The organism is Arthrobacter bambusae, from assembly GCF_022606295.1.
Classification (GTDB): Bacteria; Actinomycetota; Actinomycetes; order Actinomycetales; family Micrococcaceae; genus Arthrobacter; species Arthrobacter bambusae_A.
Window position 1 is genome coordinate 223,103 of sequence record NZ_JAHHZS010000001.1, and the last position, 24,788, is coordinate 247,890.

At 62.2% G+C, this 24,788-nt stretch carries 30 protein-coding genes; 28 read left to right on the forward strand and 2 right to left on the reverse strand.

Going from position 1 to position 24,788, the window contains the following annotated elements:
* Position 1: 1 nt before the first annotated feature.
* The 5 genes from rpsG to KNN17_RS22365 all read left to right on the forward strand — a co-directional run bounded on the left by rpsG (position 2) and on the right by KNN17_RS22365 (position 8,551).
* Positions 2–472 (forward strand): 30S ribosomal protein S7, encoded by a 471-nt coding sequence (rpsG, locus tag KNN17_RS01030; protein ID WP_059387355.1) that lies wholly within the window; start codon positions 2–4, stop codon positions 470–472.
* A 68-nt stretch (positions 473–540) separates the two neighbouring features.
* On the forward strand, positions 541–2,655 hold the full coding sequence (fusA, locus tag KNN17_RS01035; protein WP_078108088.1) for an elongation factor G: 2,115 nt from the start codon (positions 541–543) through the stop codon (positions 2,653–2,655).
* 236 nt (positions 2,656–2,891) lie between these two features.
* A complete protein-coding gene (gene tuf, locus KNN17_RS01040; protein WP_028265109.1) occupies positions 2,892–4,082 on the forward strand; it encodes an elongation factor Tu in 1,191 nt (396 codons plus the stop codon).
* Positions 4,083–4,278: 196 nt separating this feature from the next.
* A complete protein-coding gene (locus KNN17_RS01045) occupies positions 4,279–8,397 on the forward strand; it encodes a hypothetical protein (RefSeq protein WP_241707091.1) in 4,119 nt (1,372 codons plus the stop codon).
* A gap of 28 nt (positions 8,398–8,425) precedes the next feature.
* Complete coding sequence (locus tag KNN17_RS22365; RefSeq protein WP_264636749.1) at positions 8,426–8,551, forward strand: hypothetical protein; 126 nt, start codon at positions 8,426–8,428, stop codon at positions 8,549–8,551.
* A gap of 33 nt (positions 8,552–8,584) precedes the next feature.
* Here KNN17_RS22365 and KNN17_RS01050 read toward each other — a convergent pair whose 3' ends face one another.
* Positions 8,585–10,012 (reverse strand): GH1 family beta-glucosidase, encoded by a 1,428-nt coding sequence (locus tag KNN17_RS01050; RefSeq protein ID WP_241707092.1) that lies wholly within the window; start codon positions 10,010–10,012, stop codon positions 8,585–8,587.
* A 388-nt stretch (positions 10,013–10,400) separates the two neighbouring features.
* On the opposite strand from KNN17_RS01050, the gene rpsJ reads away from it, so the two are divergent.
* The 23 genes from rpsJ to map all read left to right on the forward strand — a co-directional run bounded on the left by rpsJ (position 10,401) and on the right by map (position 23,334).
* Positions 10,401–10,709, forward strand: a complete 309-nt coding sequence (gene rpsJ, locus KNN17_RS01055) for a 30S ribosomal protein S10 (RefSeq protein ID WP_003803825.1) — start codon at positions 10,401–10,403, stop codon at positions 10,707–10,709.
* An 18-nt stretch (positions 10,710–10,727) separates the two neighbouring features.
* The gene (gene rplC / locus KNN17_RS01060; RefSeq protein ID WP_078108091.1) at positions 10,728–11,378 is read left to right on the forward strand and encodes a 50S ribosomal protein L3; all 651 of its coding nucleotides are present in this window, start codon (positions 10,728–10,730) and stop codon (positions 11,376–11,378) included.
* Positions 11,379–11,382: 4 nt separating this feature from the next.
* A complete protein-coding gene (gene rplD, locus KNN17_RS01065; protein ID WP_059387361.1) occupies positions 11,383–12,000 on the forward strand; it encodes a 50S ribosomal protein L4 in 618 nt (205 codons plus the stop codon).
* Positions 11,997–12,302 carry a 50S ribosomal protein L23 gene (gene rplW / locus KNN17_RS01070; protein ID WP_059387362.1) on the forward strand — a complete coding sequence of 102 codons (306 nt, stop codon included), beginning with the start codon at positions 11,997–11,999 and terminating at the stop codon, positions 12,300–12,302. The genes rplD and rplW overlap by 4 nt, the downstream gene beginning before the upstream one ends.
* A gap of 29 nt (positions 12,303–12,331) precedes the next feature.
* A complete protein-coding gene (rplB, locus tag KNN17_RS01075; protein WP_028265104.1) occupies positions 12,332–13,171 on the forward strand; it encodes a 50S ribosomal protein L2 in 840 nt (279 codons plus the stop codon).
* 12 nt (positions 13,172–13,183) lie between these two features.
* Complete coding sequence (gene rpsS / locus KNN17_RS01080; protein WP_018773666.1) at positions 13,184–13,465, forward strand: 30S ribosomal protein S19; 282 nt, start codon at positions 13,184–13,186, stop codon at positions 13,463–13,465.
* 37 nt (positions 13,466–13,502) lie between these two features.
* Positions 13,503–13,868: a 50S ribosomal protein L22 gene (rplV, locus tag KNN17_RS01085; protein ID WP_028265103.1), complete on the forward strand. Its 366-nt coding sequence runs from the start codon at positions 13,503–13,505 to the stop codon at positions 13,866–13,868.
* Entirely contained in the window at positions 13,869–14,705 is an 837-nt protein-coding gene (gene rpsC, locus KNN17_RS01090) for a 30S ribosomal protein S3 (RefSeq protein ID WP_028265102.1), read from the forward strand.
* Positions 14,706–15,122 (forward strand): 50S ribosomal protein L16, encoded by a 417-nt coding sequence (gene rplP / locus KNN17_RS01095; protein WP_028265101.1) that lies wholly within the window; start codon positions 14,706–14,708, stop codon positions 15,120–15,122. It abuts the gene before it with no gap.
* Positions 15,123–15,124: 2 nt separating this feature from the next.
* The gene (gene rpmC / locus KNN17_RS22370; RefSeq protein WP_059387364.1) at positions 15,125–15,448 is read left to right on the forward strand and encodes a 50S ribosomal protein L29; all 324 of its coding nucleotides are present in this window, start codon (positions 15,125–15,127) and stop codon (positions 15,446–15,448) included.
* A complete protein-coding gene (rpsQ, locus tag KNN17_RS01105) occupies positions 15,445–15,744 on the forward strand; it encodes a 30S ribosomal protein S17 (RefSeq protein ID WP_059387365.1) in 300 nt (99 codons plus the stop codon). The genes rpmC and rpsQ overlap by 4 nt, the downstream gene beginning before the upstream one ends.
* Before the next feature lie 347 nt (positions 15,745–16,091).
* Positions 16,092–16,460: a 50S ribosomal protein L14 gene (gene rplN / locus KNN17_RS01110; RefSeq protein WP_003803789.1), complete on the forward strand. Its 369-nt coding sequence runs from the start codon at positions 16,092–16,094 to the stop codon at positions 16,458–16,460.
* Between the two features lie 3 nt (positions 16,461–16,463).
* Complete coding sequence (gene rplX / locus KNN17_RS01115) at positions 16,464–16,823, forward strand: 50S ribosomal protein L24 (protein WP_078108092.1); 360 nt, start codon at positions 16,464–16,466, stop codon at positions 16,821–16,823.
* Positions 16,823–17,401 (forward strand): 50S ribosomal protein L5, encoded by a 579-nt coding sequence (rplE, locus tag KNN17_RS01120; RefSeq protein ID WP_059387367.1) that lies wholly within the window; start codon positions 16,823–16,825, stop codon positions 17,399–17,401. The genes rplX and rplE overlap by 1 nt, the downstream gene beginning before the upstream one ends.
* Before the next feature lie 77 nt (positions 17,402–17,478).
* Positions 17,479–17,877 (forward strand): 30S ribosomal protein S8, encoded by a 399-nt coding sequence (gene rpsH / locus KNN17_RS01125; RefSeq protein ID WP_028265096.1) that lies wholly within the window; start codon positions 17,479–17,481, stop codon positions 17,875–17,877.
* Positions 17,878–17,895: 18 nt separating this feature from the next.
* Positions 17,896–18,432 (forward strand): 50S ribosomal protein L6, encoded by a 537-nt coding sequence (gene rplF / locus KNN17_RS01130; RefSeq protein ID WP_059387368.1) that lies wholly within the window; start codon positions 17,896–17,898, stop codon positions 18,430–18,432.
* 3 nt (positions 18,433–18,435) lie between these two features.
* The gene (gene rplR / locus KNN17_RS01135) at positions 18,436–18,819 is read left to right on the forward strand and encodes a 50S ribosomal protein L18 (protein ID WP_059387369.1); all 384 of its coding nucleotides are present in this window, start codon (positions 18,436–18,438) and stop codon (positions 18,817–18,819) included.
* A gap of 29 nt (positions 18,820–18,848) precedes the next feature.
* Positions 18,849–19,520: a 30S ribosomal protein S5 gene (gene rpsE / locus KNN17_RS01140; RefSeq protein WP_171983517.1), complete on the forward strand. Its 672-nt coding sequence runs from the start codon at positions 18,849–18,851 to the stop codon at positions 19,518–19,520.
* 2 nt (positions 19,521–19,522) lie between these two features.
* Complete coding sequence (rpmD, locus tag KNN17_RS01145; RefSeq protein WP_078108095.1) at positions 19,523–19,729, forward strand: 50S ribosomal protein L30; 207 nt, start codon at positions 19,523–19,525, stop codon at positions 19,727–19,729.
* A complete protein-coding gene (gene rplO / locus KNN17_RS01150; RefSeq protein WP_078108096.1) occupies positions 19,729–20,211 on the forward strand; it encodes a 50S ribosomal protein L15 in 483 nt (160 codons plus the stop codon). The genes rpmD and rplO overlap by 1 nt, the downstream gene beginning before the upstream one ends.
* Positions 20,212–20,398: 187 nt before the next feature.
* The gene (gene secY / locus KNN17_RS01155; protein WP_241707095.1) at positions 20,399–21,709 is read left to right on the forward strand and encodes a preprotein translocase subunit SecY; all 1,311 of its coding nucleotides are present in this window, start codon (positions 20,399–20,401) and stop codon (positions 21,707–21,709) included.
* Between the two features lie 5 nt (positions 21,710–21,714).
* On the forward strand, positions 21,715–22,284 hold the full coding sequence (locus KNN17_RS01160) for an adenylate kinase (protein WP_241707155.1): 570 nt from the start codon (positions 21,715–21,717) through the stop codon (positions 22,282–22,284).
* Between the two features lie 222 nt (positions 22,285–22,506).
* Positions 22,507–23,334 carry a type I methionyl aminopeptidase gene (map, locus tag KNN17_RS01165; RefSeq protein ID WP_241707096.1) on the forward strand — a complete coding sequence of 276 codons (828 nt, stop codon included), beginning with the start codon at positions 22,507–22,509 and terminating at the stop codon, positions 23,332–23,334.
* An 86-nt stretch (positions 23,335–23,420) separates the two neighbouring features.
* Here the strand turns inward: map and KNN17_RS01170 are convergent, their stop codons facing one another.
* Positions 23,421–24,767, reverse strand: a complete 1,347-nt coding sequence (locus tag KNN17_RS01170; protein WP_241707097.1) for an ABC transporter substrate-binding protein — start codon at positions 24,765–24,767, stop codon at positions 23,421–23,423.
* Positions 24,768–24,788: the final 21 nt, after the last annotated feature.

The window sequence follows — 24,788 nt, forward strand, 5'->3', positions numbered from 1 at the left end:
TATGCCTCGCAAGGGTCCGGCCCCGAAGCGGCCGCTAGTTTCCGATCCCGTTTACGGTTCCCCGTTGGTCACCCAGCTGATCAACAAGGTTCTGATCGACGGCAAGAAGTCCACCGCAGAGCGCATCGTTTACGGCGCACTCGAAGGTGCACGCGCCAAGTCCGGTGGCGACCCCGTCGCCGCCCTCAAGAAGGCAATGGACAACGTCAAGCCTTCCCTCGAAGTTCGCTCCCGCCGTGTCGGTGGCGCAACCTACCAGGTTCCCGTTGAGGTCAAGCCGGGCCGCTCCACCGCCCTCGCTCTCCGCTGGCTGGTCGGCTACTCCAAGGCCCGCCGCGAGAAGACGATGACCGAGCGCCTCCAGAACGAAATCCTGGATGCGTCCAACGGTCTCGGTGCCGCTGTGAAGCGTCGCGAAGACACCCACAAGATGGCCGAGTCGAACAAGGCCTTCGCACACTACCGCTGGTAAAACTTCCCGTACGCCGCCGGCTCCTTGAGCTGGCGGCGAACGTGTAGTCCATCCGAAAGGGAGACACCGTGGCACAGGACGTGCTTACCGACCTTAGCAAGGTCCGCAACATCGGCATCATGGCCCACATCGATGCCGGCAAGACCACCACCACCGAGCGCATCCTGTTCTACACGGGTGTGAACCACAAGATCGGCGAAACGCACGACGGCGCTTCGACGACCGACTGGATGGAACAGGAAAAGGAACGCGGCATCACCATCACGTCTGCCGCCGTGACCTGCTTCTGGGACAAGAACCAGATCAACATCATCGACACCCCGGGCCACGTGGACTTCACGGTCGAGGTTGAGCGCTCGCTGCGCGTTCTCGACGGCGCCGTTGCTGTCTTCGATGGCAAGGAAGGCGTTGAGCCGCAGTCCGAGACTGTTTGGCGCCAGGCCGACAAGTACAACGTGCCGCGTATCTGCTTCGTCAACAAGATGGACAAGCTCGGCGCTGACTTCTACTTCACCGTAGACACCATCATCAGCCGCCTCGGCGCCAAGCCGCTGGTTCTCCAGCTGCCGATCGGTTCAGAGAACGACTTCATCGGCGTCGTGGATCTCCTTGAGATGCGCGCACTGGTGTGGCCGGGCGATGCCAAGGGTGACGTCACCATGGGTGCCAAGTACGAGGTCCAGGAGATCCCCGCCGATCTCCAGGCCAAGGCTGAGGAATACCGTGCACAGCTCGTTGAGACTGTTGCCGAGGCTTCCGAAGAACTCATGGAGAAGTACCTCGACGGTGAAGAACTCACTGTCGAGGAGCTCAAGGCCGGCATCCGCAAGATGACCATCAACTCCGAGCTCTACCCGGTTCTCTGTGGTTCTGCGTTCAAGAACCGCGGCGTACAGCCGATGCTGGATGCTGTTGTCGACTTCCTGCCGAACCCGCTCGACGTCCCGCCCATGGTCGGTCACGACCCGCGCGACGAAGAGAAGGAGCTCACCCGCAAGCCTTCCGCCGAAGAGCCGTTCTCGGCCCTGGCGTTCAAGATTGCGGCGCACCCCTTCTTCGGCCAGCTCACCTTCATCCGCGTGTACTCCGGTCACGTGGAAGCAGGCGCCCAGGTGGTCAACTCCACCAAGGGCAAGAAGGAGCGCATCGGCAAGCTGTTCCAGATGCACGCCAACAAGGAAATGCCTGTTGAAGGCGCTACCGCTGGCCACATCTACGCAGCGATCGGTCTGAAGGACACCACCACGGGCGACACCCTGTGCGACGCGAACAACCAGATCGTCCTCGAGTCCATGAGCTTCCCGGAGCCCGTGATCTCGGTTGCCATCGAGCCGAACACCAAGGGTGACCAGGAGAAGCTCTCCACGGCCATCCAGAAGCTCTCCGCTGAGGACCCGACCTTCCAGGTCTCCCTCAACGAGGACACCGGCCAGACCATCATCGCCGGCATGGGCGAGCTCCACCTGGACATCCTGGTGGACCGCATGCGCCGCGAATTCAAGGTCGAGGCAAACGTCGGGAAGCCGCAGGTTGCCTACCGCGAAACCATCAAGCGCGCTGTAGAGCGTCACGACTACACGCACAAGAAGCAGACCGGTGGTTCGGGTCAGTTCGCAAAGATCCAGATCGCCATCGAGCCGATGGACACCGCCGACGGCGAGCTCTACGCGTTCGAGAACAAGGTCACCGGTGGCCGCGTGCCCCGCGAGTACATCCCGTCCGTTGACGCGGGCATCCAGGATGCACTCAACGACGGCGTTCTGGCCGGCTACCCGGTTGTCGGCATCAAGGCCACGCTGATTGACGGCGCGTACCACGATGTTGACTCCTCGGAAATGGCGTTCAAGATCGCCGGCCGTATGGCTTTCAAGGAAGCCGCACGCAAGGCGAACCCGGTTCTGCTCGAACCGCTGATGGATGTTGAGGTCCGCACCCCTGAGGAATACATGGGTGAAGTTATCGGTGACCTGAACTCCCGCCGTGGCCAGATGCAGTCCATGGAAGATGCCGCTGGCGTCAAGGTGATCCGTGCGCACGTTCCGCTGTCCGGCATGTTCGGCTACATCGGTGACCTGCGTTCGAAGACCCAGGGTCGCGCTGTGTACTCCATGACGTTCAACAGCTACGCCGAGGTCCCGAAGGCAGTTGCCGACGAGATCATCCAGAAGACCCGCGGCGAGTAATCACCGACGGATAAACCAGGATGCTGGCCCGTTCCCGGGAAAGCATTCAGTGCAGGCGCCGGGCTGTAGCCCAGGCCGCAGTCCGGCTCCTGCGCGAACAGACTCCAGGTACCGGCATTGGTCCCTGAATCTGCAATTTCACCAAATCCAAAGCCCCCAAGTAGACTTGCTGGAGTTTCTGCCGCGAAAAGCGCGGCCGAGAAGCAACTCACTTGAAATCGTTCTAGGAGGAACCTGTGGCAAAGGCAAAGTTCGAGCGGACTAAGCCGCACGTCAACATCGGCACCATTGGTCACGTTGACCACGGTAAGACGACGCTGACTGCCGCCATTTCCAAGGTGCTGTACGACAAGTACCCCACTCTCAACGAGCAGCGCGACTTCGCGTCGATTGACTCTGCTCCGGAAGAGCGCCAGCGTGGTATTACCATCAACATCTCCCACGTTGAGTACCAGACCGAGAAGCGCCACTACGCACACGTAGACGCTCCGGGTCACGCTGACTACATCAAGAACATGATCACCGGTGCTGCCCAGATGGACGGTGCGATCCTCGTGGTTGCCGCCACTGACGGCCCGATGGCTCAGACCCGCGAGCACGTTCTGCTCGCCCGCCAGGTTGGTGTTCCCTACCTGCTGGTCGCGCTGAACAAGTCCGACATGGTTGACGACGAAGAGCTTCTCGACCTCGTTGAAATGGAAGTTCGTGAGCTGCTCAGCGCTCAGGGCTTCGACGGCGACGACGCTCCGGTTGTGCGTGTTTCCGGCCTCAAGGCACTCGAAGGCGACCCGGTTTGGGTCAAGTCCGTCGAGGACCTCATGGAAGCTGTCGACAACTCGGTTCCGGACCCCGTTCGTGACCGCGACAAGCCGTTCCTGATGCCGATCGAAGACGTCTTCACGATCACCGGCCGTGGCACCGTTGTTACGGGTCGCGCCGAGCGCGGTACCCTCGCGATCAACTCTGAAGTTGAAATCGTTGGTATCCGTCCGGTCCAGAAGACCACCGTTACCGGTATCGAGATGTTCCACAAGCAGCTCGACGAAGCATGGGCTGGCGAGAACTGTGGCCTCCTGCTCCGCGGTCTGAAGCGCGACGACGTCGAGCGTGGCCAGGTTGTCGTCAAGCCGGGTTCCATCACCCCGCACACCGACTTCGAGGCCAACGTCTACATCCTTTCCAAGGACGAAGGCGGACGTCACAACCCGTTCTACTCGAACTACCGCCCGCAGTTCTACTTCCGTACCACGGACGTAACCGGCGTTATCACCCTGCCGGAAGGCACGGAAATGGTTATGCCTGGCGACAACACTGAGATGACCGTTGAGCTCATCCAGCCGATCGCTATGGAAGAGGGCCTCGGCTTCGCAATCCGTGAAGGTGGCCGCACCGTTGGTTCGGGACGTGTCACCAAGATCCTCAAGTAGTTTCTACTTGTAGATCGGTGGAGCACCGGCCGCCTGGCGTCCGGTAGCAAAGCAAAAAAGAACCCTGTCACTATCGTGGCGGGGTTCTTTTTTGCTATCGTTCATCCATCGAATGGATTAATGGCGGATTGTGGATCCTTGAATTTGCGGATCCGCAGCCCGTGCCGCTTCGTCGCCCCTGGACAGGAGATCAGGAATGTCTGGCTTCTTCGGCACCATCCTCGTTCTGTTTGCTGTCTTCGTCACCTCATTGGTGTCCTACTCCGTAGGGAAATCGAAGGGGCGTTCGCTTTCCGAAAGGGCTGCACAGCGGGTGGTTGACGATTCCGCCGGGCAGTATCGCGCCGGCTATCTGGCCGGGCACCTGGCGGGGTGGCGCGACGCCGAGGCCCGCCGCACAGTTGCTCTTGTGGAACCACGGGATTTCCGCCCGCCGCATCCGGAGCCCAGCCAAACGTTCGCACCCGTCCCCGTTGAGCCCTTGCACCCCATCCATTGGCGGTTGCCGCAGATACCGCAAGCTGCCCGGATCCCGCCAGATGCCCGGATCCCGCCAGCGGCCCAGATCCCGCAGCGTGCACAGATCTCGCCGGAGGCCCTGCGTGCGGAGCAAACGGCGCGGAAACAGAAGCGGGATCGGCAGAACATCAACGCCACGCTGTACGTGGCGAGCCTGCTGCTGGTCGCGGCTGCGGCCCTGTTCATCGGCACCAGCCTTCCGTCCGTCCTCCGATTTGCGGGCGTCTGGACCATCACGGCTGCCTTCTATGGGGCGGGTTTCATCCTCCATGCGAGGGCTCCCAGGCTTCGGCCCGCCGCGATCGCTTTCGCGGGCACGGGCCTTGCGTTGATCCCGGTGACCGGTCTGGCGATGTACAACTTCGCGTTGCATAACGGCCCGGCCGCCTGGCTGGTTACATCCGTTGTCGGGACCGTGGCCTATGTTATCGCCGCGGTGCGGCTCGACAACAGGGTCCTCGCCTTCCTGTCCTTGAGCTTCGTTGTCTCCGCGGCGTGGTCCGGTGTGTCCATGCTGGGCGGTGCGCTCGTCTGGTATTTCGCTTGCCTGATCGGATTCGCCGTACTCCTGACCCTGATCGCCATGCGCAAACCGCGCTGGCTGCCGCCGGTCTATGTCCGGCCATTGATGTCCCTCCACCCCTATGTCGTGCCGTTCGTTGCACTCGCAGCCACTTTCGTGCCCCAGCATCTGGGCAAGGGCGAGTACGCGATCATCATGATGGCGTGTGGCCTGTATTTCGCCGTGATGGCGGTCCATCCCCGGGGCGCGTTCCGGCTTCAACAGTTCTATGCCGCGAGGCTCTCATTCACCGTGGCCTTCCTCGTGTTCCTTTCAGACGCCGGGCTTGGGTTGCCTGAAGTGCTGCTGGCCGCCGTCGTGCTCCTTGCCCTGCAGTCGCTGTGGTCGGCATTCGACAGCGGTAGGCTCGTCCGTTGGTTCCCGGGGCCCGGCACAGCCCAGGCGATCCGGCGCTGTTGGATTGATGCCGTGGTGTGCTTTGGACTACAACTCGCGGCGGCTTTCATGGGGGCGTTCGCCATCCTGGTGCGGCATTCGGAGACCCCCGTGGGGACCCCGTTGTTCGCGACCCTTCTGTGCAGCCTGGTCCTGGCGTGGAAGCTGGGAGGCCAAGCCGAGTGGCTCCCTGTCGCCGCGATTGTGGTCGCTGCCCCGTTCGTCGATGAGCTGGGCGGTTGGCCGACGGCGGCACTGCTGGGCATCGTCGGCGGGTTCTGGCTGCTGCGGGCAAGTGGGCCAATGGAGCCCAAGCGCAGGCTCTTTGTGTTGGCAGGGCGCATTGCGCTCACTCTCTGCGTTCCGGCAGTGACCGCCGGGGTAGTGCCGGAGAGTGCCGGCCGTCATAGCGCCGTCGTGCTGGCCTTCCTTGTCGCGGTGACGTTCCAGTTGCTGCTGGAAGCCGTGCTGATCCGCTCGGGTGTCACGACGTTCGCGCCGAGCGCTTGCCTCGCAGCCTTCGCCGGAGCGGGAATGGCTGCGATTGCTTTGCTGCTTTTGCTGGAGCAAGCGCCTGACCAAGCCCTGACGAGAGCGGCCATTGTCATTCATGTCCTTGGTGTTGCGTTGCTTGGCTGGACGTTGTTCCCGCAGGCTTTGGACCTCCCCGTTGGGCGCAGGAGAGTGGCTGAGTCCATTGCGCCGGCAGCTATTGCCTGGGCAGGGGCGTTATCCTTCGGCGCAGTCTCCGTGGCGTTGGGAAACACGGTGTTGCTCGTTGCAGTGCTTTACTTCGGCATCCAGGAGCTCCGCCTTCCGCGTACCCTGCACCGCCGCGTCTATTGGTGGGCCGTCCGTGTGCTTGCCACCCTGCTCGCAGGCTCAGGCTATCTGCAGTTGCTGCGGGACGGCGGCGGACTGGTTCTGGCGGGGGAGGAGCTTCAGCTTGGGACCGTCGTCTTCGTCGCGTTGGCACTCCAACTGCTCCCGCCGCTTGTGGAAGCGGTCCGCGGCCCTGACCGGGGCCTCGCGACACTCGACGCAGCCGTGGTGCTGCCGTTCATGGCAGGCGCGGCCGCCGTCGTGAGCATTTCCGGGAGCTACTTCGACGGCTCCTCGGCCGGAAGCTGGCAGGCGGTGGCGGCCTCAATCATCCTGGCGGCCTCCGCGGTCGCGGCCGGGTTCATGCTGCGCGCAGAGGGCGCCTCCGCGGTCTTCGCGCCTTCGACGTTGGTGCTCCTGTTGCTGCTTCGCGGCGGGCACGTTCACGAGGTCGAGGCGTTCCTTGCAATCTTCGCAGTGTTCAGCGCCGTCATGGTGGCCACGGCTCCCGGGCGCACGGCGAAGGGCATCTACTTCATCGCCGCCAGGGTCCTCACGGCCGCCGTTGCCGCAGTCTTGGCGCACGACGTCTCGGCCTCCGTCACAGTTGTGTCGCTGACTTTCGCAGGCGTCCTCGTGCTGCAGCACGTCATCCGCTGGCTCATGCGGAACCACTTGCAGCAGATTCCCTTCCAACAGGCGGCAGTCTGGGTGACCCTCGGCGCTCAGGCCGTGCTGCCGGCAACGTACCTTTTGTCTGTGGTTCAGCCGGAAGCCCACGACGGCGGCCGCTGGGTCCTGCTGCTCGAGCTGGCTGCCTTGGTGGTTTCCGCTTTCGTCGCGAACCGGATCTTCACTGCCCGCGGTGCTCAATATCTGGCCATTCCGGCGTCGATTGCGGTGGTGGTGTCAGCCGGACCAGAGGTGCGCTTTCCGTCCGGGACGTGGCTTGCCGAGCCGCTGCTCGGAGAGTCGGTGGTGCCCGTGGTGCTGCTCGCAATGTCACTCCTGGTGACTGGCGTACGGCTGCTGCTCCACCCGGGAGGCGGCGTCCCCGAGCGCTGGTTCTGGCTGGCGGCGGCGCTGGCTTTCTCAGGTGCCGGAGGGGTGCTGTCCGCCGAGGTGTCGGACACCACCATGGGAATGGCGGGACTGGTATTGGCACTAGTGTGTTTCGTGGCCTCCCACGTCGAGGGAATGCCCGGCTTCTACCCGCTTGCCTCCGCCTCGAGCCTGGTCGGTGCGACGGTCTTGGCCGATTCGGTCCTCGGTGGAGCTCCTGGCCTGGCCGGGGCTCAATGGGCGGGCTTCCTGCCGTGGCTCGTGGGTTGCGCCGGGGCGGCGGGCCTGCTCTACGCGGCTCGCTGGTCGGGGATCCCGGGCGTGGGATCCCGGCCCGTGCGCCGGTGGTCGCTTGCGATCGTGGCTGGAGGGGGACTTGCCTTGTCCGCAGCCGCAGGCCTATCGCGTGATGACACGGCCCTCGCCGGAACCGGCCTGCTCTGCGCCGCACTGGCTGTGGCTTACCTTGAGGCAACCCGGGTCATCAGGTTCGCCGTCGCAGAGCTGGGCGCGGTGTTGGTGCTTGCGGCCGCCCAGCGGGCGCTTCTTTTCGTCCATGGCGCCAGGCCCGAGCTCTTTTGGGTGGTGCAGTGGTTTGCGGTCCTTGGTGGCGTTTTGGCAGGGGTGCGCTATTACGTGGGGAACGAAAAGGAGGGGCGCATCAGGTTCGGGCTCGCCTCGGGCCTGTTGTCCCTCGGCGGCTTCCTTTCGATAGTCCCGGGCAGCGACTTTCCGGGCACTGTGCCACAGCAATTATGGGTCCTCATCGGGCATGCGGTGATACTGCTTGCCGGGCTGCTCCTCGCCGAGCGGATGTTCGTGTGGTGGGGTGCCGCGGGCGTTGCCCTGAGCGTGATGTGGGCCCTTCGTTCTTACGCTTTCGCGATGCTCGCGGTGATCGCCTTGGCATTGATTGCCCTCGCCGTCTGGCGCCTCAACAGGACCGCGCCCTGATAGCGTTGCCTCAAAGGAGGAACGCGGAATGGGAACGTTGATTTTTCTCGTCTTGGCGGTTGTCGTGGTAGCCGGGGTCCTGTGGGGAAGGAAATACTTCCGCCGCGAGATCGATCGCGCCAAGCGCATCAATCGGGCGAACAGGAAAGACTGATTTAACACGTTCGGTCCACAAAAGGGACGTGAATCAGCTCCGTCGCGCCTTGCTCAAGGACTGGTACCAGTAGTACGAGTCCTTGGGGGTTCTTTCGAGGGTATCGAAGTCCACGTGCACCAGCCCGAATCGTTGCGAATATCCGGCAGCCCATTCGAAGTTGTCGAGCAGTGTCCAGACGTAGTAGCCCAGAAGTTCGACGTCGTGGGCGATCCCGCCGGGGGCCGTGGCCCTCAAAGCCTGGCCAAGGTGCGAAGCAAGGTAGCTAATGCGATCGGCGTCGTGCACCGGGCCCGGGGTGTGGTCCGGTTCCGGGAAGCTCGCGCCGCTCTCCGTGATGAACAGGGGAGGCAAGGCTGCCCCATAGCGGTCCTTCAGCTCCCGCAGCAGGATTCCGAGGTGTTCGGGAGCCACAGGCCAACCGAATCCTGTCGTCTCGTATTCGGGAAACGCCGCCAGATGGAACGGCAGCTTGGCCATCATGTCCGAGTTACTGCCGGGCGGGCTTCCATCGCCGCGGCCCGAGGCTACCTTGACGGGGTAGTAGTAGTTCAGGCCATAGAAATCCAAGGGCTGGTGGATGGTCTTGAGATCCTCGTCGCGGACCTTGCCCAAGGCCCTGAACCAGGGCCTCACCTGGAGCGGCGGCTTCGGATAGCGCCCCAGGAGGATGGGATCGGCGTACACCCGGTTGAAGATGAGGTCGAAGGCCTTGGCCATGAGACCGTCGGCAAGCCGTTTGCTTGCTGGCCGGACCGGAGAGTGGACGTTGGCGACGCCGACAGATCCCGCCACGCCGGCGGCGCGCAGGGCCTGGACGGCGAGGCCGTGCCCGAGCAACTGGTGGTGGGCAGCCGGCAAGGCGTCGAAGAGCAGCCGCCTCCCGGGAGCGTGGACACCGAGCGCGTATCCCTGCAACGCGACCGAGACAGGTTCGTTCAGGGTGACCCATTGCGCCACGCGGTCACCGAAGCGGTGCGCCGCCGCAGCAGAGTATTCGGCGAACCGTTCCGCCGTCGCCCGGTTCAGCCAGCCGCCGTCGTGCTCCAACGGCAGGGGAGTGTCCCAATGGAACAGCGTCACCATGGGGGAGATCCCGGCCTTCAGGAGCTTGTCGATCAGGCGGTCGTAGAAGTCCAGGCCCTGTTGGTTGATGGGTCCCTTGCCGCCGGGTTGGATCCGTGGCCAGGAGAGGGAGAAGCGGTAGGAATCCACGCCCAGGGCCTGCATGAGGGCAATGTCTTCGTCCGCCCGGTTGTAATGGTCGCAGGCGACGGCGGGTGAGTGACCGTCGACGATCGCGCCGGGCTTCTCGGCAAAGGCGTCCCAGCTTGACGGTCCGCGTCCGTCCGCTGTGAGCGAGCCCTCGATCTGGAAAGCAGCAGCGGCGACACCTAAGACGAAGTCCGGCCGGATGCGGCCTGCAAGATCCCCCACAGTGGCAGAATCCTGGACAGTCATGACCCAATCATCCCGAGCACGGGAGCCGATGGCAATGCTCCGCGGGGCCCAATTGGCTTATGCCGGGGAATTCCGGCATACTAGGTGAGTTGTTCAAGCGCTTCTTCGTGTCCCGATCCGGATAATGCCGGGTGTCAGGGTCCAAGCTGAAGCCCAAACATAACCCAGATCCCCCAAGGAATTCGGACGATTTTGCGTGGAATGCGCGACACGCCCGACCGCGGGGGTCGGTTACACCGGCAAGTTGAGGAACCCGGATCCCTCCGGATTCAGCTTGTGCGGCGGGTGGTAGCACTGCTTCGAATGCTTCGGCAGCCACATGCAACACGTAAGTGAACAGGGCAGCCCTTATTCGAGGGCAGCACAGACTGAAAGAGAGTCAGGCGACATGGCGGGACAAAAAATCCGCATCCGGCTGAAGTCATATGACCACGAGGTCATTGATGTTTCAGCGCGGAAGATCGTTGAGACGGTCACGCGCGCAGGCGCAACGGTAGTGGGCCCCGTGCCGCTGCCGACGGAGAAGAACGTGTACTGCGTTATCCGCTCTCCCCACAAGTACAAGGACAGCCGCGAGCACTTTGAAATGCGTACTCACAAGCGTCTGATCGACATCATCGACCCCACGCCGAAGGCTGTTGACTCGCTTATGCGTCTCGACCTGCCGGCCGACGTGAACATCGAAATCAAGCTGTAGGGAGGTGCTGAGAAAACTATGACCGCAACCCGTAATGTAAAGGGCCTGCTGGGCACGAAGCTCGGCATGACCCAGGTCTGGGACGAGAACAACAAGCTCATCCCGGTAACTGTCGTCCAGGCTGACTCCAACGTCATCACCCAGCTGCGCAACGCAGACACTGATGGCTATGTCGCCGTTCAGATCGGCTACGGCCAGATCGATCCCCGCAAGGTCACCAAGCCGCTGGCTGGTCACTTTGAAAAGGCTGGCGTAACTCCTCGCCGCCACGTCGTCGAACTGCGCACTGCAGACGCCGCGTCTTACGAACTGGGCCAGGAGCTTTCTGTTGAGCTCTTCGAAGCCGGTCAGAAGATCGACGTCGTCGGCACCAGCAAGGGTAAGGGCTTCGCCGGTGTTATGAAGCGTCACGGCTTCCACGGTGTTGGAGCCTCCCACGGTGCGCACAAGAACCACCGCAAGCCCGGTTCCATCGGTGGCGCATCCACCCCGAGCCGCGTCTTCAAGGGTCTGAAAATGGCCGGTCGCATGGGCGCAGAACGTCACACCACGCTGAACCTCACGGTTCACGCTGTTGACGCCGAGAAGTCGCTGCTCCTTATCAAGGGTGCCGTCCCCGGCGCCCGCGGCCAGGTCGTCCTCGTACGCACCGCCGTGAAGGGAGCCTAGTTAGATGACTAGCACTGTCAAGGTAGACCTGCCTGCAGAGATCTTCGACGTCCAGACCAACGTGCCGCTGCTGCACCAGGTCGTCGTCGCACAGCTCGCTGCTGCTCGCCAGGGTACCCACAAGACCAAGACCCGCGCCGAAGTTTCCGGTGCAGGCCGCAAGCCGTTCAAGCAGAAGGGCACCGGCCGCGCCCGTCAGGGTTCCATCCGTGCTCCCCACATGACCGGTGGTGGCATCGTCCACGGCCCGACGCCGCGTGACTACAGCCAGCGGACCCCCAAGAAGATGAAGGCTGCCGCACTGCGTGGCGCCCTGTCCGACCGCGCCCGTAACGGCCGCATCCACGTCGTTTCTGAACTGGTCGCCGGCACCAAGCCGTCCTCCAAGGCAGCACTCGCCGCGTTGCGTGCAGTCTCCGAGCGTCGGAACCTGCTCGTTGTTATCGAGCGCGCCAACGACGTTGCCGCACTGTCCGTGCGCAACCTCGCAGATGTTCACGTTCTGTACGCAGACCAGCTGAACACCTACGACGTGCTGGTTTCCGACGACGTTGTCTTCACCAAGGCTGCGTTCGAGGCTTTCATCGCTGACAAGGCAAAGAACGAGGAGGATGCCAAGTGAGTGCAGCCACCATCAAAGACCCGCGCGACGTCGTCATTGCACCCGTCGTTTCGGAAAAAAGCTACGGCCTGATCGACGAGGGCAAGTACACCTTCCTGGTGGACCCCCGCTCGAACAAGACCGAGATCAAGCTGGCCGTGGAGAAGATTTTCTCCGTCAAGGTCGAATCGATCAACACCATCAACCGTGCCGGTAAGCGCAAGCGGACCAAATTCGGCTGGGGACAGCGCAAGAGCACCAAGCGTGCAATTGTCACCCTCAAAGAAGGCACAATCGACATCTTCGGCGGTCCGCTCGCGTAGCGGAGACCACTTTAACGAGGAAATGAATTATGGGAATCCGTAAATACAAGCCGACTACCCCGGGCCGTCGCGGCTCGAGCGTAGCCGACTTCTCCGAAATCACGCGATCGACTCCGGAAAAGTCGTTGCTGCGTCCGCTGCACAAGACTGGCGGCCGTAACAACACCGGTAAGATCACTACCCGTCACAAGGGTGGTGGCCACAAGCGCCAGTACCGTCTGATCGACTTCCGTCGTCACGACAAAGACGGCGTCAACGCCCGCGTTGCCGAAATCGAGTACGATCCGAACCGCACGGCTCGCATCGCCCTCCTGCACTACGTTGATGGCACCAAGCGTTACATCATCGCCCCGAACAAGCTGTCCCAGGGTGACTTCGTCGAGGCTGGCCCCGACGCTGACATCAAGCCGGGCAACAACCTGCCGCTGCGCAACATCCCGGTTGGTACCACCATCCACGCAGTTGAACTGCGTCCGGGTGGCGGCGCCAAGATGGCCCGTTCCGCAGGTGCCTCGGTTCAGCTCGTCGCCAAGGAAGGCCGTTTCGCCCAGCTGCGTCTGCCCTCCGGTGAAATCCGCAACGTTGACGTGCGCTGCCGCGCAACCGTCGGCGAGGTCGGCAACGCCGAGCAGTCGAACATCAACTGGGGCAAGGCCGGCCGTATGCGCTGGAAGGGCGTTCGCCCGACCGTCCGTGGTGTCGCCATGAACCCGGTCGATCACCCGCACGGTGGTGGTGAAGGTAAGACTTCCGGTGGACGTCACCCGGTCAACCCGAACGGTAAGCGTGAAGGCCGCACCCGCCGCCCCAACAAAGAGAGCGACAAGCTTATTGTTCGTCGCCGCCGTACTGGCAAGAACAAGCGATAGGAGCCTGGACACATGCCACGCAGCCTGAAAAAAGGTCCTTTCGTAGACCAGCACCTCTTTGTGAAGGTCGCCAGGGAAAACGAAAAGGGCACCAAGAACGTCATCAAGACCTGGTCCCGCCGTTCGATGATCGTCCCGGACATGCTGGGTCACACGATTGCCGTTCACGATGGACGCAAGCACATTCCGGTGTTTGTCACTGAGTCGATGGTCGGGCACAAGCTCGGCGAATTCGCTCCCACGCGGACATTCCGCGGCCATGTCAAGGACGACCGTAAGGGCAAGCGCCGCTAGGCGCTCGCTCTACGGCTAAGACGAGAGAAGGAAAGCAATGGAAGCCAAGGCTATTGCGCGTCACATCCGCGTAACGCCTATGAAGGCCCGGCGCGTCGTCAACCTTGTTCGTGGTAAGCAAGCGAATGAGGCTCTGGCAATTCTGAAGTTCGCCGAACAGGCAGCTTCGGAGCCGGTATTCAAGGTAGTTCAGTCGGCAATGGCAAACGCACGGGTCCTCGCGGACCGCGACGGCGTTGCCTTTGACGAAGGAGACCTCTACATCAGCGAAGCGTTTGTTGATGAAGGCCCGACCATGAAGCGGTTCCAGCCGCGTGCTCAGGGTCGCGCATTTCAGATCAAGAAGCGCACGAGCCACATCACCGTGGTAGTCGCTACCCCGGAGAAAGAGGAGGCTCGCTAAGTGGGACAGAAAGTAAACCCGCACGGGTTCCGACTCGGCATCACCACCGATCACGTATCGCACTGGTTTGCTGACAGCACCAAGGCTGGCCAGCGGTACAAGGACTTCGTTCGCGAAGACATCCGCATCCGCCAGCTCATGTCCACGGGCATGGAGCGCGCTGGCATCGCCAAGGTCGAAATCGAGCGCACCCGTGACCGTGTCCGCGTGGACATCCACACGGCTCGCCCGGGCATCGTCATCGGCCGCCGCGGCGCAGAGGCGGACCGCATTCGCGGCGAGCTCGAAAAGCTCACCGGCAAGCAGGTCCAGCTGAACATCCTCGAGGTCAAGAACCCCGAGATGGAAGCCCAGCTTGTTGCCCAGGGCGTTGCTGAGCAGCTGACTTCCCGCGTGGCTTTCCGCCGTGCGATGAAGAAGGCCATGCAGTCCGCGCAGCGTGCGGGTGCCAAGGGTATCCGTATTGCTTGCTCCGGTCGACTGGGTGGCGCAGAAATGTCCCGCTCGGAGTTCTACCGCGAAGGCCGTGTGCCGCTGCACACCCTGCGTGCGAACATCGACTACGGCTTCTACGAAGCCAAGACCACCTTCGGCCGCATCGGCGTGAAGGTTTGGATCTACAAGGGCGACGTCACTGCCAAGGAACTGGCTCAGCAGGCAGCTGCTGCTCCGTCCCGCGGCCGTGGTCCGAGCGACCGCCCGGGCCGCCCGGGTGGCGCCGACCGTGGTGACCGCCGTCGTCGTACCGACCGTCCGGCAGCTGACGCAGCACCTGTTGCTGCAGAGGCTCCGGCAGCTGAAGCTGCTGCTCCCGCAGCAGAAGGAGGACAGGCTTAAATGCTTATCCCACGTCGAGTCAAGCACCGTAAGCAGCACCACCCGGGTCGTTCCGGCGCTGCAACGGGCGGCACCAAGGTCACTTTCGGTGAGTACGGCATCCAGGCGCTGAGCCCGGCCTACGTCACGAACCGTCAGATCGAGTCTGCCCGTATCGCGATGACCCGCCACATCAAGCGTGGCGGCAAGGTCTGGATCAACATTTATCCGGACCGTCCGCTGACGAAGAAGCCGGCCGAAACCCGCATGGGTTCCGGTAAGGGTTCTCCGGAATGGTGGGTCGCAAACGTCAAGCCGGGCCGCGTTCTCTTCGAGCTCGCCGGTGTCAATGAAGAGGTAGCTCGCGAGGCACTGCGCCTGGCAATCCACAAGCTGCCGTTGAAGGCACGCATTGTGCGTCGCGAAGGTGGTGAATAGAAATGGCAGTAGGGTCGAAGGATCTCGCACCCGCACAGCTGGACGGTTTCGACAACGAGCGTCTCGTTGAAGAACTCCGCAAGTCCAAGGAAGAGCTGTTCAACCTGCGTTTCCAGTCCGCCACCGGACAGCTGGAGAACCACGGTCGTCTGCGCGCGGTAAAGAAGGACATCGCACGCATCTACACCGTTCTCCGTGAGCGCGAGCTGGGCATTCGTGCCGAGGTTGCCGCACCGGTTGTGGAAGCCAAGGAAGAAAAGAAGTCCAAGAAGGCAGAAGCCAAGGCTGAAAAGGCCGAAGCCGAGGCTGGAGAGGACGCCAAGTGAGCGAACAGAAGGAAACTGTGACGGAAGCAGCAGCCAGCGCTGAACAGCGCGGTTACCGTAAGACGCGTCGCGGCTACGTTGTCTCTGACAAGATGGAAAAGACCATCGTTGTTCAGGTCGAAGACCGCGTGAAGCACGCTCTGTACGGCAAGGTCATTCGCCGCACCTCGAAGATCAAGGCTCACGACGAGCAGAACACCGCCGGCATCGGCGACCTCGTTCTGATCTCTGAGACCCGCCCGCTGTCCGCTACAAAGCGGTGGCGCCTGGTCGAGATCCTCGAAAAGGCTAAGTAATCCCGCGCCGGGCATTGTCCGGCAGCGATATGGATTGGTGGAAGGCCCGTATTCCGGAAGGAATGCGGGTCTTTCCGCGTTTCGGTCCCTAGCATGAAACGTGCTAGGATATTGAGTTTGTATGGCGCCAGTTGTGCGTCAACAACCACCTCGTAAACAATCGTGCCGCGGCATACTGCCCCGCGCAGTTATTTCCGCAAGGGAAGCTGATGCTGGCGGCACGGGAGTTTAGGCCTGCTCTGGCAAAATCCAGGCAGGTCAAGAGACACCCCGATCAACCGTTCCGCAAGGCTCATTCCGTATGCTCCATTTCGGTCTGAGAACCGGCGCGACGCAAGGAGTAAAAATTGATTCAGCAGGAGTCGCGACTGAAGGTCGCCGACAACACGGGTGCTAAGGAAATCCTTACCATTCGCGTTCTCGGTGGATCCGGCCGTCGCTACGCAGGCATTGGCGACGTCATTGTCGCAACCGTCAAGGACGCTATCCCGGGCGGCAACGTAAAGAAGGGTGACGTCGTCAAGGCTGTCATCGTTCGTACCAAGAAGGAACGCCGCCGTGCGGATGGTTCCTACATCAAGTTTGACGAGAACGCAGCTGTGATTCTGAAGAACGACGGCGACCCCCGCGGTACCCGTATCTTCGGCCCGGTTGGTCGTGAACTCCGTGACAAGAAGTTCATGAAGATCGTCTCCCTGGCCCCGGAGGTGCTTTAGTCCATGGCTAAAATCAAGAAGGGTGACCTCGTTCAGGTCATCACCGGAGCCAAGCAGGAGCGCGGCGGCGACCGCGGCAAGCAGGGCAAGGTCTTGCGCGTTTACCCGGAGGCCAACCGCCTCCTCGTAGAAGGCATCAACCGAGTCACCAAGCACACCAAGGTCGGTCAGTCGCAGCGCGGCACCAAGACCGGTGGCATCGAGGTCGTTGAGGCCCCGATCCACGTCTCCAACGTTGCTCTTGTTGACCCCTCGACCAAGAAGCCGACCCGCGTTGGTTTCCGTCTCGAGACCGTGGAGAAGGACGGCGTCTCCAAGACCGTCCGTGTCCGCGTGTCCAAGGCATCCGGGAAGGACATCTAATGACTGAGACTCTCGAGACTCCAGCGAAGATCGTTCCGCGTCTGAAGACGAAGTACGCCGATTCCATCAAGCAGACCCTGGTTGAGGAATTCAAGTACGAGAACGTGAACCAGGTTCCCCGCCTGGTGAAGGTTGTTGTGAACATGGGTGTTGGAGATGCCGCCAAGGACTCCAAGCTGATCGACGGCGCCGTCCGCGACCTCACCCTGATCACCGGCCAGAAGCCGCAGGTAACCAAGGCCCGCAAGTCGATTGCACAGTTCAAGCTGCGCGAAGGCATGCCCATCGGTGCACACGCAACTCTGCGTGGGGACCGTATGTGGGAATTCGTGGACCGCCTCGTCACCCTCGCACTGCCCCGTATCCGCGACTTCCGCGGCCTCAACGGCAAGCAGTTCGACGGCAACGGCAACTACACCTTCGGTCTGACCGAGCAGGTTATGTTCCACGAAATCGACCAGGACTCCATCGACCGCGTTCGCGGTATGGACATCACGGTTGTCACCACTGCAAAGACCGATGACGAAGGCCGTGCGCTGCTCAAGGCACTTGGCTTCCCGTTCAAATCCGAAGACTAATAACTACGTAGTAGGTCCGGCCGCGGCTGCTTTGTAGCCCACGCGGAAACCATTACGAGGAAGGGCAAGAGCCCACAATGACTATGACAGATCCTGTCGCAGACATGCTTACGCGTCTGCGCAACGCCAACTCGGCATACCACGACACCGTGAGCATGCCGTACAGCAAGCTCAAGGCACGCGTTGCCGACATCCTGAAGGCAGAAGGCTACATCGCTGCTTGGAAGGAAGAGGAAGCCGAAGTCGGCAAGAAGCTGACCATCGACCTCAAGTTCGGTCCGAACCGCGAGCGTTCGATTGCTGGTGTCCGCCGCATTTCCAAGCCTGGTCTCCGCGTTTACGCGAAGTCCACCAACCTGCCTCACGTGCTGGGTGGCCTGGGTATCGCAATCCTGTCCACCTCTTCCGGCCTCCTGACTGACAAGCAGGCCGGCAAGAAGGGCGTGGGCGGCGAAGTCCTCGCGTACGTCTGGTAACGGGAAAGGAAGAGAATAATGTCACGTATTGGACGTCTCCCCATCACCGTTCCTGCCGGCGTTGAAGTTAAGGTTGATGGCTCTGTCATCAACGTCAAGGGCACCAAAGGCGAGCTGAGCCACACTGTAGCCAGCCCGATCGAGGTCACCCTGGACGAAAGCACCTTGACTGTCACCCGCCCGAACGACGAGCGCGCTTCGCGTTCCCTGCACGGCCTGACCCGTACCCTGATCGCCAACATGATCGAGGGCGTCACCAAGGGCTACGAAAAGAAGCTTGAAATCGTTGGTACCGGTTACCGCGTTCAGGCCAAGGGTTCTGACCTTGAGTTCGCTCTCGGCTTCAGCCACCCGGTCAATGTCTCCGCTCCGGAAGGCATCACCTTCACGGTGGAGGGGCCGACCAAGCTCTCCGTCGCTGGTATCTCAAAGCAGCAGGTCGGCGAGGTTGCTGCCAACATTCGCAAGCTGCGCAAGCCCGACCCCTACAAGGGCAAGGGTGTCCGTTACGCCGGCGAAGTTATCCGCCGCAAGGTCGGAAAGGCTGGTAAGTAAACCATGGCCATCGCAATTAACAAGAAGCGTACGAACAAGAGCAAGTCTGCTGCACGCAGCCGTCGCCAGCTTCGTATCCGCAAGCGCATCACCGGCACGGCTGTTCGTCCTCGTCTGGTCGTCAACCGCTCCGCACGCCACATCTTCGTCCAGGTTGTCGATGACAGCAAGGGTGTAACCGTGGCTTACGCTTCCACTTTGGAAGCTGACCTTCGTGCATTCGACGGCGACAAGACTGCCAAGGCCAAGCGCGTCGGCGAGCTCGTTGCCGGGCGTGCCAAGGCTGCAGGCATCGAAGCTGTTGTCTTCGACCGCGGTGGTAACAAGTACCACGGCCGGATCGCCGCCGTCGCTGACGGCGCACGTGAAGGTGGGCTGGCACTGTGACCGTTGAGAATAACGAAAAGGACATTCAGGTGACTGAAGCTGCAGCTGCTGAGGCAACTGAGACTGCTGCTGCCACCGACGACCGCCGCGGCGGCCGTCGTGGCGAGCGTGGTGACCGTGGCCAGGGCCGCGGCGACCGTGGTGGCCGTGGTGGCCGCGACGGCGGTCGCGAGGCCGAGAAGAGCCAGTTCGTAGAGCGCGTTGTAACCATCAACCGTGTTGCCAAGGTCGTCAAGGGTGGTCGTCGCTTCAGCTTCACCGCACTCGTCGTCGTCGGTGACGGCAACGGCCTGGTTGGCGTTGGCTACGGCAAGGCGAAGGAAGTTCCGGCAGCTATCGCGAAGGGCGTTGAAGAGGCTAAGAAGTCCTTCTTCCGCGTTCCCCGCGTTGGCAACACCATCCCGCACCGCGTGCAGGGTGAGGCCGCAGCAGGCGTTGTCATGCTGCGTCCGGCTTCCCCGGGTACCGGTGTTATCGCCGGTGGTCCGGTCCGCGCGGTACTGGAATGCGTCGGTATCCACGACGTTCTCTCCAAGTCGCTCGGTTCCTCGAACGCCATCAACATCGTTCACGCGACTGTTGACGCCCTGAAGCGACTGGAAGAGCCCGCTTCCGTGGCAGCCCGCCGTGGCCTGCCGCTGGACGAGGTTGCTCCTGCTGCTCTGGTGCGCGCACTCCAGAACCAGAAGGCAGGTGTCTAGTCATGGCTAAGAACCTGACTCCCTCCGACGCTCAGTTGGAGATCACCCAGATCAAGGGCGTCATCGGCGCCAAGCAGAACCAGCGTGAAACCCTGCGGTCCCTCGGCCTCAAGCGCATCGGACACACCGTTGTCCGTAGCGCCGACGCCGTGACTGTCGGAATGCTCAACACGGTTCCGCACCTCGTGAATGTAGAGGAGGCGAAGTAATGGCTGAGAACAAGACTGCCGCAGAGGCTGCCGACAAGCAGAACACTCTGAAGGTCCACCACCTGCGTCCCGCCCCCGGTGCCAAGACTGCCAAGACCCGTGTTGGTCGTGGTGAAGGCTCCAAGGGTAAGACCGCCGGTCGCGGTACCAAGGGTACGAAGGCCCGCTACCAGGTCAAGGCTGGCTTTGCCGGCGGCCAGCTGCCGCTGCACATGCGCCTGCCGAAGCTTCGCGGCTTCAAGAACCCGTTCCGGGTTGAGTTCCAGGTTGTGAACCTGGACAAGCTCAACGAGCTGTTCCCGGAAGGTGGCGCTGTCACCGTCGAGGCACTGGTTGAGAAGGGTGCCGTTCGCAAGAACCAGCCCGTCAAGGTGCTGGGCACCGGCGACATCACCGTCAAGGTTGACGTCACCGCCCACGCTTTCTCCTCCAGCGCTGCTGAGAAGATCGCAGCAGCAGGCGGAACCACCACTGCCCTCTAAGGGCTCTGGGGCTATCGCCCGCTGTGAAAGACTCCCGGTGTGGAGGGCTTCGGCCCCTCGCGCCGGGAGTTTTTTCATATGGCGCGCACCCCTCGATTGTTCGCATCGCGCATCAAACCGTTAGACTCGGGTGTTGGGTTTCAATGACCCCTTTCGACACCCTTGGACTTTTAACTCAGGAGGACGCTTGCTAAGCGCATTCGGCCGGGCATTTCGGACGCCTGATCTGCGACGCAAGTTGTTGTTCACGCTGGGAATCATCACAATCTTCCGCTTGGGAGCTTTTATCCCCTCGCCTGGTGTGAGCTACCAAAATGTTCAGCAATGTTTGTCAAGCAATCAGGACCAGGGCGGCCTCTACCAGCTCGTCAACCTGTTCAGCGGTGGTGCACTGCTGCAGGTTTCGATCTTTGCCCTGGGGATCATGCCGTACATCACGGCCAGCATCATCGTGCAGCTGCTCCGCGTGGTCATTCCGCGGTTCCAGCAGCTGTATGACGAAGGTGCCTCCGGCCAGTCGAAGCTGACGCAGTACACGCGTTATCTGACCATTGCGCTGGGCCTGCTGAACGCCACCACTTTGGTATCGCTGGCTCGCTCCGGGCAGCTGCTGCCCAACTGCCAGCTCCCGATCATCCCGGACACGAGCATCATTGCCACGATTCTTGTGGTCATCACCTTGACGGCTGGTACGGGACTCATCATGTGGATGGGCGAACTTGTGACCGAGAAGGGCGTGGGCAACGGTATGTCCCTGCTCATCTTCACGTCCATCGCAGCCGGTTTCCCGACCTCCCTTGGGGCCATCTGGAATTCCAAGGGACCGGGCACCTTCTTCACGGTGTTGGCGATCGGTCTCGTGACCGTGGCCCTCGTGGTCTTCGTGGAGCAGTCACAGCGGCGCATTCCGGTCCAGTACGCGAAGCGTATGATCGGCCGGCGCACTGTCGGCGGGACAAGCACGTACATCCCCGTCAAGGTGAACATGGCCGGCGTCGTGCCCGTCATCTTCGCTTCCTCCATGCTCTACCTGCCGGGGCTGATTGCGCAGTTCAACCAGCCGAAGGCCGGGGAGACCATTGCCCCGTGGGTTGAGTGGATCAACAACAACCTCACCAAGGGCGACCACCCCATCTACATGGCGCTGTACTTCGTCATGATTGTGTTCTTCACCTACTTCTACGTCGCGATCACCTTCAACCCTGAAGAGGTCTCGGACAACATGAAGAAGTACGGCGGGTTCATTCCGGGCATCCGGGCGGGTAAACCGACCGCGGACTACCTGCAGTACGTGCTTTCCAGGATCACCCTCCCCGGAGCCTTCTACCTGGGCTTCGTGGCGTTGATTCCGCTGGTCGCACTTGTCCTGATCAGCGCCAACCAGAACTTCCCGTTCGGTGGCACGTCAATTCTGATCATGGTTGGTGTGGGCCTGGAAACCGTCAAGCAGATTGATGCGCAGCTACAACAACGTCACTACGAAGGGCTTTTGCGATGACGAGAATGCTGATCATTGGACCCCCGGGTTCGGGCAAGGGAACCCAAGCCGAGCGGATTTCCGGGCGCTTGGGCGTAGTCGCCATTTCCACCGGCGACATCTTCCGTGCAAACGTCAAGGGCGAAACCCCGCTGGGTATCGAAGCCAAGAAGTACATGGACGCCGGCGATTTCGTTCCGGACAGCGTCACCAACAAGATGGTCCGCGACCGGCTGAGCGAGAGCGACGTCGAGAACGGGTTCCTGCTCGACGGGTACCCGCGCACCACCGCCCAGGTGGAATACCTGGACCAGATCCTCGCCGACACCGAAGAGAAGCTCGACGTCGTGCTTCAGCTGACGGCCGACGACGAGGAACTTGTTTCACGCTTGCTGGGCCGCGCCAAGGAGACCGGGCGCTCGGACGACAACGAAAGTGTCATCCGCCACCGCCTGGACCTTTACCACGAGCAGACTGAGGCCGTCGTGGCCAAGTATGCCGAACGCGGCATCCTGACCCGAGTCGATGGCATTGGCGGCATCGACGAGGTCACGGACCGTGTGTTGCTGGCCATCGAGGCTGCCAAGGCGGTCTAGTTGCCGCATGACTCGTGAAAAGGGCGTGTCCCGCATCCGGAGTGAAATACTCGGGACGCGGGACACGTCCTTTTCTGCACCCCTCCCGGACCGCGCATCGTGAGGCCTCCGGCACGTTTGCGGCTCCGGTTTCCGGCACGGGCACGGATGCGGGAAAATAGGGGATCAGAGGGTGATCTGCTTCTGCAGCCCACTACAAGCAGTACACGACAAGAGGAGACCATGGCGTTCGGCCAGCCCCGCATCGAATACAAGACCAACGAGCAAATGCGCAAGATGCACGAGGCCGGATTGGTCCTCAGCAGAGCGCTCGACGCGGCCGTTGAAGCTGCGAAACCAGGCGTGACCACGCGCGAGATCGACGCCGTGTTTGCGGCGGTCCTCATCGACGCTGGAGCGAAGTCGAATTTCCTCGGTTACCACGGCTTCCCGGCCACCATCTGCACGTCCGTCAACGAGGAGGTAGTCCACGGCATTCCCGGTGACCGCGTCCTCCAGGACGGGGACATCATCTCGATTGATGGCGGAGCAATCGTGGACGGTTGGCACTCCGACTCGGCGCGCACCGTGATAGTCGGGACGGCGGATCCTGAAGACCAGCGGCTCTCGGATGTCACCCAGGCCGCCATGTGGCGTGGAATCGCTGCTTTGGCGAAGGGCAAGTTCGTGGGCGATATCGGCAACGCCGTGGATGACTACGTCTCCTCCGCGCCGGGAAAGCCGCTGGGCATCCTGGAAGACTACGTAGGCCACGGCATCGGTTCCGAGATGCACATGGCCCCTGACGTGTTGAACTACCGCACCACGCACCGCGGTCCGAAGATCAGGCCGGGACTGTGCCTCGCGATTGAACCCATGCTCGTCCGCGGCAGCATTGAAACAGCAACCCTCGACGACGACTGGACCGTGGTGACCACCGACGGCAAGCGTTCGTGCCAGTGGGAGCACTCGGTCGCCGTCCACGAAAAGGGCATCTGGGTGCTTTCCGCGCCCGACGGCGGCGCGGAGCAGCTGGTGCCGCTCGGCGTCGTGCCCGTTCCGATTCCCTGACGTCCGGGCCCGAAACCGATACGCAAAATCCCTGGCGACTCCGGAATTCCGGTGTCGCCAGGGATTTTGCGTATCAGGGGAGTTAGCTAGCTCTTGAGCTTGGGCTTCACGTCCTTGGTGTAGATGCCATCGAGTGTTGCCTTGAGGTCCGTCATGGTGGCCTTGACATCGCCTTGCTGGGTGAGGATCTTCGCGGCAGCCTTGGCCATCTCCTGGTCGGCACCGGGCAGGAACACCCGGGCGTTGTCCTGCACCTTGGTCACTGCGAGCTGGTCCATGGCCGTCTTGATCTGCGGGGTCTTGGCGAGGACAGCCGTCATGTCCGCGGAGACGCGCGTGGGCATGTATCCGGTCGCGGCGGAGAACGCCGCGGTGTTCTCCGGTTCGGTCATGAATTTCAGGAAGGTGGCAGCTGCGAGCTGGACCTCCTTGCTGACCCCGCTGGGGATCCCGAGGCCCGCTCCGCCGGTGGGGCAGACGTTGGTCGCGGCTTTGGGTCCGCCGGGCAGGAAGCCGACGCCGACGTTGAACTTGGCGGACTTCAGCACGCCCAGCAGGTCGCCGGTGGAGGAGATCGTGGTGGACGTGATGCCTGCGGCGAAGTCGTCCGCGGCGTTCTTGGAAGAGACGCCGGCCCACTTGTCCTTGTAGATGGAGTCCTGGGCCCACTGCAGCGCCGCGACGGACTCCGGGGAATCGCAGTTGAAGGTCCAGCCGTTGGACCAGCTGCCGCCCCAGCCCCACAGGTTGTTCTGCAGGGTCCAGCCGGCGTACCCGGCAAGGGCGGGGTAGATGTAGGCGTACTTCGCGCCCGAGCTGGCCTGGAGCTTCGGGGCCCAGTCGGCGAACTCCTGCCACGTCTTGGGAGCGCGGTCCGGAAGGCCGGCGGCCTTGAAATGGTCCTTGTTGTAGTAGAAGAGCGGGGTGGAACGGCCATAGGGGAGCGCCCACTGCTTGTTGGCGTATTGGTAGTCCGCAACGAGGGACTTCTGGAAGTCGTCAATCTTGACGTCCAGCTGCTTGATGAGTCCGTCCAACGGGATGATGTTGCCGTTGGTGTAGTAGCGGAACCACCAGACGTCCGAGAGTACTACGAGGCCGGGGAGGGCCGACTTGGCGGCCTGGGAGGTCTGGAACTTCTGGGCGATTTCCTCGTAGTTGGCGCCTGCCGTCACGAGGTTCACTTTGATGTCCGGGAACTTAGCCTGGAACTTGTCGACGATGGATTGCTCGACGGCCTGGGACTGCCCGGGGTGGCTGGTCCAGAAGTCGAACGAACCGGCCGGCTTGACGCCGGTGAAGTCGATGTCCGAAGGGCTGCTGCTCGCTGCGCTGCCGCTGGTCGACGGACCGCCGCATGCTGCCAGGGCGGCGGCGGCGACTCCGAGGCCGGCGAGCCCCAGGAAGTTTCTACGGTCAAGGTTCATTGCCATGGTTGGTCCTCTCAAGGATGC